Source organism: uncultured Streptococcus sp., from assembly GCF_963518475.1.
Taxonomy (GTDB): domain Bacteria; phylum Bacillota; class Bacilli; order Lactobacillales; family Streptococcaceae; genus Streptococcus.
Map to the genome: position 1 here is coordinate 1 of NZ_CAUQJA010000035.1, position 7,029 is coordinate 7,029.

Genomic DNA, 7,029 nt, shown 5'->3' on the forward strand with positions numbered 1-7,029 from the left:
CTGGGCATTGCTGGTCGTCGCCTTTTCTTGCCATTTTTCGATTTTCTTATCAGATTCTGCCTTGCCACCAACATCTATGAGAATAGTCTTACCAGTTACATCCCTTAGGAAAATACTTTCGCCTTGCCCCACATCCAGCATGGTAATTTCATTTTCCAGTGGATGCTTGGTCAAGAAAAAGAGACCCGTAATCAATAAGCTCAATACTGCTAGCCTTTTAATGTTTTTCCTCAAATCATAGACTAAAGCCAAGGAAATTAACAATAAAATTAAAAGCCATGCATTGGGTTGTCCAAAGACCAGAGGTCTACTTGCCACCTGCGATACCAAGCGAATAATGCCCTCCAACCATTCAAAGATAAAATTCAGCTGAATGACTGGATAGAGAAAGGAAAGGGCAAATAAGATAGACAAGAGCGGTAAGAAGACCAAGTCAAATAGAAAGGAAAAGATAAAGGTCAAAAGGATGGACCAAGGCTGAAATTCCGCAAAATAGAAGGATAAGATGGGTAATATTCCCAAAGAAATAACCAGACTTTCTCTAGCAATAGCCTTAAGCCCCTCCCCTTCTTTGCCGGTCATAGTCAAGATAAAAGCATAAGCACATGATAAAACTCCTCCTGCTGTCAAGAAAAAGTTTGGCATGATAATAAAGAGGACAAGCACCGTCAAGGCAAAATTATCCAAGCCCTTAACACCATGTTGAGCCAGTAACTTTTGCAAGAGACTGCGAATGACCGAAGCAGAAAATCCTGTCAGACCTGCATAGATAAGGGAAAAGGGATAGGTCAGCCATTTCAACTTTTCTTGGGTCAAGCCTAATCGCAAGAGAAGTTTCTTAAATCCATCCATGAAAAAGCCTACCTGCATACCCGACAAGGCAAATAGGTGGATAATTCCTAGACTAGAATAAAGCTCATTCATCTCCTCAAAGTCTGTGTCCAGATGTCCTAGCAAGAGCCCTGTCATGTAATTGCGCATAGGGTCTGGAAAATGTGTCTTAATCCAAACTACAGCCTTACGGCGTAAACTGGACAGGTTTTCACCTATATCCCAACTGCCAACCTTTTGAAGTGACTGGATTTTTTTGATATTGAGAGTTTGATAAATTCCCTGAGTCTTCAGATAGGCTTGATAGTCAAATCCACCAAAATTCCTCTGCCCCTCTGGCTCCGAAAGCTTCCCTTCTAGTCCTAGCTCATGAAGGTCGGTTAAAGCTTGAAAGGCTTCTTTCTCCTCCTCGGACTGGAGTTGATAATAGACTTGAAAAATGCGGCCATCGGCCTTGCCCCGAAAGGATAGACTATTACCATTGACCTTAATAGTGTCGGGCAAAATCCGTACCCTTTCAACAGAATCCATCAGATTTTGATTCGCTTGACTCTGTTGCCAATTTTGAAACAGAAACCAGAAGCCAAAGACTCCACAAATCACTAGAACTTTGCTAGCAGATTTCCAAGGAAATTGGAAAAAGAGACAGACTAGCAGAAAAACAAAGCCCAACAAAGCAAGAGAGGATGCTGAGAAAATAGAATAGTAAAGCCAAAGCAATAGAAAACTTAGATAGATTAGGGGAAGGGGGAAATTCTTAATCCACTGTAACATAGTCTTTTAGCTTTTCTATCGTTTTAGCACCAATTCCAGAGACATTCTTGAGTTCATCAACTGACTTGAACTTGCCATTTGTTTCACGATAGTCGATAATATCCTGGGCTCGTTTTCCTCCCAAGCCTTTGACCTTCTTGAGTTCTTCCAGACTGGCCTTGTTGAGATTGACCTTCTTTTCCTTGCTTGTTGAAGAAGCCGTCCCCGAACCTGCCTGTTGACTAGCTGATTCTTCTCCCTTAGTTGGAACGTAAACCAGAGCCTCATCACTAACTTTCTGAGCTAGATTGAGCGACTTGCTGTCTGCTTGCTCTGTCAAGCCACCTGCCTTCTGAACGGCATCATTGACCCGACTACCTACAGGCAAATCATAAATTCCAGGTGCTTTAACAGCGCCTTTTACATCTACTGTGATTAGATCTTGTTCAACCGGTTCTTCCTTTGCTTCCTTCTTCACATCCTTTTCGGTCGATGAATCCTTGGAAACAGCTGCAACTTCTGCCTGCAAATTCGTTTCCTTGACAGGTGTTTCTGGAGCTGGCTTTAGCAGGAAAAATCCGCCGACAAGTAAGCCCAGACCAGTACAGATGACAATGATTTTATACTCTTTGATTTTTTCGATAATTGCTTCCATATTTTCTCCTCTCTTAGATTATTCGTAAGAGGAAGAAAAAACAGTTGAAAATTTCTTCTCAACTGCTTATTTATTTGCAAAATAGTCTTCCTTAGTCAAGACATAATGAACTCTTGTGATAATTCGACCTGGTTCTTTATTATCCATTCTGGCATAGGGTTCTTCGTGGGAAAAACGCATACCTGATTTCTCCATGACCTTGCCAGATGCGGGATTGTCTTTGTCATGAAGAGCGGTCAACTTGTTCATTCCTATCTTCTCAAAAATTAGCTTAATTACGGCACGATTGGCTTCTGTCGTCAAACCTTGATTCCAATACTTTTGGTTGATAATATAACCAATAGCTACCTTCTTAAGAACAGAATCAATCTTGTGCAAGTCAATGGTTCCGATAAACTCTCCAGTACTTTTTAGTTCTATTCCCCAGCGTCCCAAGGGATTAGCCAAGTAGAACTGAGCAATGTTATTCTTGGTTTCTTCCAAGCTTTGATTGGTTGGAAAAGTGTAACGTGTATTATCCTTGTCCGAGGCATAGGCAAACATCGCTTCCGCATCATCCAAGGTTACAGGTCTAAGCAATAAACGCTCTGTCTCGACTATGGGATACTGGGCTAGTTTTAAAAAGATTGATTCCATACGTTTTCTCCACTTGAAAAGTTTCTAACTAATATAAGGATATTGAATGAAACATTTAAAAAGCAAATTTATACTTAGTATTGAGATAACTTTAAGTACAAAAGAACTATCCTTCAGACAGAGGTTGAGGATATAATTCTTCAATCTCTTCATTTTTAACAGGTGCTGGTTCATAAGCTCGGATAATTTGAGCGACAACTGGATGGCGAACCACATCCTTGGCTGAAAAGTGAACAAAGTCAATTTGATGGATATTCTTGAGTTTCTCTTGAGCATCAATCAAACCGGACTTGACGTTACGCGGAAGGTCAATCTGACTAATATCTCCATTGACAATCATCTTAGAATGAAAACCTAAACGAGTCAAGAACATCTTCATCTGCATGATGGTCGTATTTTGCGCCTCATCGAGAATGACAAAGGCATCATCCAAGGTTCGTCCACGCATATAGGCAAGGGGCGCAATCTCGATAATTTCACGCTCCATGAGTCGAGTCGTTTGGTCTTTCCCCAAAATCTGATACAAGGCATCATAAACAGGGCGAAGGTAAGGATCGACCTTTTCCTTGAGGTCACCCGGAAGAAATCCAAGACTCTCACCTGCTTCCACTGCTGGACGAGTCAGGATAATCCTCTTGACTTGCCCACGTTTAAGGGCAGTCACCGCCAAGGTCACTGCAAGAAAGGTCTTACCTGTACCTGCTGGCCCAATTCCAAAGGTCACATCATGCTGTTTAACACTGTCCACATAAAGTTTTTGACCCAGTGTTTTGACACGGATAGGTTTCCCAGTATTGTCTTTGATGATTTCTTCTTCATAAAGGGCGACAAACTTGTCAATTTCATCGTTTTTGACCATGCTAATTGCAGTTACCACATCTGGCGTACCAACGGTCATCCCACGGTTTACCAAGACCATCAAGGCTTGGATAACCTGACGAGCTTCCTCGCAAGCAGACTCTTCTCCCAAAACCTGGACAATCTCCGTACGAGCATGAATCACCACATCAAGCTCTTCTTCCATCAAACGAAGATGGCGTTCATTGGAACCAAAAAGATGAAACAGGTCATCTGGATGACTCAGTTGAATGTCTATTGAATGTTCCTTCAAATAAAGAACCTCTCTAATCCTTTTATTTCTTTTTATTATAGCAAAGGGGCGGAGAAATTACTAGCCCAAACCTAGTGAATCATGCTAGTGTTCTAAGTATTCTTGCCAGATAGCGTCAAAGTCTCCTAGGTTAAAAGAGAAACTGGCGTGCTCCTCCAAAAAGCGACTCACCTCATCAAAATCATCTGTGTGTTTTGGGAAGGCTGACTCTTCAAAAGCGAGGTCTGCTAAGATAGCCTTGGGACTGTTACTTTTAGGATTGCGCTCGGTCATAAGCCAAGTGTAAAATGATTTTCTCATATGCCACCCTAAATCAACTCTGTTCCAAACTGGTCTTGCTTGATTTTACCAGCCTTCATCAAGCCTCCAAGTGCTTTCTTGAACTGACCTTTAGAAATGCCAAAGGTTGCTTTGATGTCGTCTGGAGATGACTTATCATTTAAGGTCATGAAACCGCCATTGCTTTCCAAGTAGGTCAAAATCATCTGGGCATCATTTTCCAACATCTCAAAAGAACGTGGTTTAAGGGAAAGGTTCAAGGTGCGGTCCACTTCACGGAAACCAATAACGCGCGCATCTAAAACTTGACCCAAACGTGGCTCTGCATAACGCTCGCTAGGATGGATAAAGCCAAGCATGTTATTTTCTGGCAGGTAAACAAAAGTTCCTGACAGCTTGAGACGGTATACAATAGCTGGCCAATTTTGGTTCTGCATGTTGTTGTAGGCAGGACGAGCCAGACGTTGGAAATCTTCTTGATAAGCCAAGAGACCCCAGATACGGTCTTTCTTGTCCACTTCAAGACGGATGTAAAGTTGGTCGCCCTTCTTAGGCCAAAGTTCCTTAAGCTCAGGGAGGATATCGAGTGACACAACGATTTCCTTGTCAGGAAGGCCTGTATCCACAAAGACACCCAAGTCTTTACGAACTTCCGTTACAGTTCCCCAACCAAATTGGTCCTGAGTTGCAGTCACTTCTAGAGTGGTCAAGCGGAGTTTTTGCTTCATATCCGTGTAGGCAAAACCTTTAACCGTATCCCCAACTGTATGTTGACCTTCTTCCTTGGCAAGAGCATAGGTCTGGCCATCCTTTTGCACAAAGTAAAAACGGTCGTTTTCATCGATGATGAGTCCAACGATAAAACTTGCAAGATTTGTATTCATATTTCCTTCTTTCGAATAAAACTCAGCCAGCAATGCCAACTGAGTTTTCTGTTTATTTTTAGACTTCCAAAAGTTCTTTCTCTTTGTTGGCAGTCATGTCATCGATGTGTTTAACAGCATCGTCTGTTACTTTTTGAATGTCTTTTTCAAGAGTCTTCAATTCGTCTTCAGTGATTTCTTTTGCTTTTTCTTGTTTCTTAGCTTCATCCATAGCATCACGACGAATATTGCGGACAGCCACTTTAGCATTTTCTCCGACCTTCTTCACTTCTTTAGCAAGGTCACGACGAGTTTCTTCTGTAAGAGCAGGGATAACCAAACGAATAACAGAACCATCGTTAGCTGGTGTGATACCAAGATCAGAGGCATTCAAGGCACGTTCGATGTCTTTCAATGAAGACTTGTCAAATGGTGTCACCAACAAAACACGCGCTTCTGGAATCGTAATTGAAGCGATTTGGTTAAGAGGAGTTTCTACTCCATAGTATTCTACATGTACACGGTCAAGCAAGCTTGCATTGGCACGGCCAGCACGGATACCACCAAATTCACGAGCAAGTGATTGGTGAGACTGGGTCATTCTCTCTTTAGCTTTTTCAATAATTGCGTTAGCCATAATCTTTCTTATTCCTTTTCTTAGATATTATTTGAAACTGTTGTTCCGATATTTTCACCAAATACGACACGTTTGATGTTGCCTGGTTGGTTCATGTTGAAGACAACCAAGTCAATGTCGTTATCCATTGAGAGGGTTGAAGCTGTTGAGTCCATGATACGAAGACCTTTATTGATAACGTCACGGTGGGTCAATTCTTCAAACTTAACGGCTGTCTTGTCTTTCTTAGGATCGGCATTGTAAACACCATCGACACCGTTTTTAGCCATAAGAATAGCATCTGCTTCGATTTCAGCTGCACGAAGGGCCGCTGTTGTATCTGTTGAGAAGTAAGGTGAACCAATTCCGGCACCAAAGATAACGATACGGCCTTTTTCAAGATGACGAAGGGCACGTCCACGTACGTAAGGCTCTGCCACTTGTTGCATAGCAATAGCTGTTTGCACACGTGTATCAACCCCAACTTGTTGCAATGAATCTGCCATCACAAGAGCATTCATAACAGTCCCAAGCATTCCTGTGTAATCAGCCTGAACGCGGTCCATACCTGCTTCTGCTGCAGGTTCTCCACGCCAGAGATTTCCTCCACCAATAACAAGGGCAATTTCGATACCTAAGCTATGAACTTCTTGAATCTCTTTTGCGATTGTTTGAACTGTTTGGATATCAATCCCTACGCCACGTTCACCGGCAAGGGCTTCACCTGATAACTTGATTAAAATACGTTTATACTTGGGATTCGCCATTTTCACTCTCCTTCTTTTATCCTACCTATTTTATCACAATTTCTAAGATTTTTATAGTATCATGAGCAATTCTTTCAAAAAAATTAGACCGTTAAAAATTCCTCTAAATCGTTAAGAGCACGCTCTGCAATTTTTTCATAACGAGCCTTCTTATCACGGATACGTTCGCCTTCCAACTCCTTGATGATTCCAAAATTGACATTCATTGGTTGGAAATGTTTGCTGTCGGCATGAGTGATGTAATGAGCCAGACTTCCAATCGCTGTCGTCTCTGGGAAAATAGCCTCACTTTCTCCCTTGAAGAGACGAGCCGCGTTAATTCCCGCAACCAAGCCTGAAGCCGCTGACTCAACATAGCCTTCCACACCCGTCATCTGACCAGCAAAGAAGAGATTTGGTTGTTTCTTAGAACGGTAGGTCTGTTCAAGAAGATTCGGTGAATCCATGTAAGAATTGCGGTGCATAACACCATAACGAACAAACTCAGCATTTTCAAGACCTGGAATCATTTGGAAGAC

Annotated in this window: 9 protein-coding genes; all 9 read right to left on the minus strand. The window is 42.1% G+C overall.

From position 1 onward, the window contains the following. On the minus strand, nt 1–1,605 hold a 1,605-nt coding region (locus tag RYK12_RS09725; RefSeq protein WP_314848792.1), incomplete at its 3' end, for a ComEC/Rec2 family competence protein. Then, nucleotides 1,589–2,239, minus strand: a complete 651-nt coding sequence (locus RYK12_RS09730; RefSeq protein WP_314848794.1) for a helix-hairpin-helix domain-containing protein — start codon at nt 2,237–2,239, stop codon at nt 1,589–1,591. The genes RYK12_RS09730 and RYK12_RS09725, both read right to left, overlap by 17 nt. A gap of 66 nt (nt 2,240–2,305) precedes the next feature. After that, complete coding sequence (locus tag RYK12_RS09735) at nt 2,306–2,875, minus strand: GNAT family N-acetyltransferase (RefSeq protein WP_084924537.1); 570 nt, start codon at nt 2,873–2,875, stop codon at nt 2,306–2,308. 106 nt (nt 2,876–2,981) lie between these two features. After that, nucleotides 2,982–3,986 carry a PhoH family protein gene (locus RYK12_RS09740; protein ID WP_084924538.1) on the minus strand — a complete coding sequence of 335 codons (1,005 nt, stop codon included), beginning with the start codon at nt 3,984–3,986 and terminating at the stop codon, nt 2,982–2,984. 84 nt (nt 3,987–4,070) lie between these two features. Further along, the gene (locus tag RYK12_RS09745; RefSeq protein ID WP_001232084.1) at nt 4,071–4,286 is read right to left on the minus strand and encodes a YozE family protein; all 216 of its coding nucleotides are present in this window, start codon (nt 4,284–4,286) and stop codon (nt 4,071–4,073) included. An 8-nt stretch (nt 4,287–4,294) separates the two neighbouring features. Further along, on the minus strand, nt 4,295–5,149 hold the full coding sequence (gene cvfB / locus RYK12_RS09750) for an RNA-binding virulence regulatory protein CvfB (protein WP_001095459.1): 855 nt from the start codon (nt 5,147–5,149) through the stop codon (nt 4,295–4,297). 58 nt (nt 5,150–5,207) lie between these two features. Beyond that, on the minus strand, nt 5,208–5,765 hold the full coding sequence (gene frr / locus RYK12_RS09755; protein WP_001262225.1) for a ribosome recycling factor: 558 nt from the start codon (nt 5,763–5,765) through the stop codon (nt 5,208–5,210). Between the two features lie 20 nt (nt 5,766–5,785). Further along, nucleotides 5,786–6,511: a UMP kinase gene (gene pyrH, locus RYK12_RS09760; RefSeq protein ID WP_000002995.1), complete on the minus strand. Its 726-nt coding sequence runs from the start codon at nt 6,509–6,511 to the stop codon at nt 5,786–5,788. An 83-nt stretch (nt 6,512–6,594) separates the two neighbouring features. Next, nucleotides 6,595–7,029 (minus strand): FAD-dependent oxidoreductase (locus RYK12_RS09765; protein WP_314848799.1); only part of this gene is annotated, 435 nt, incomplete at its 5' end.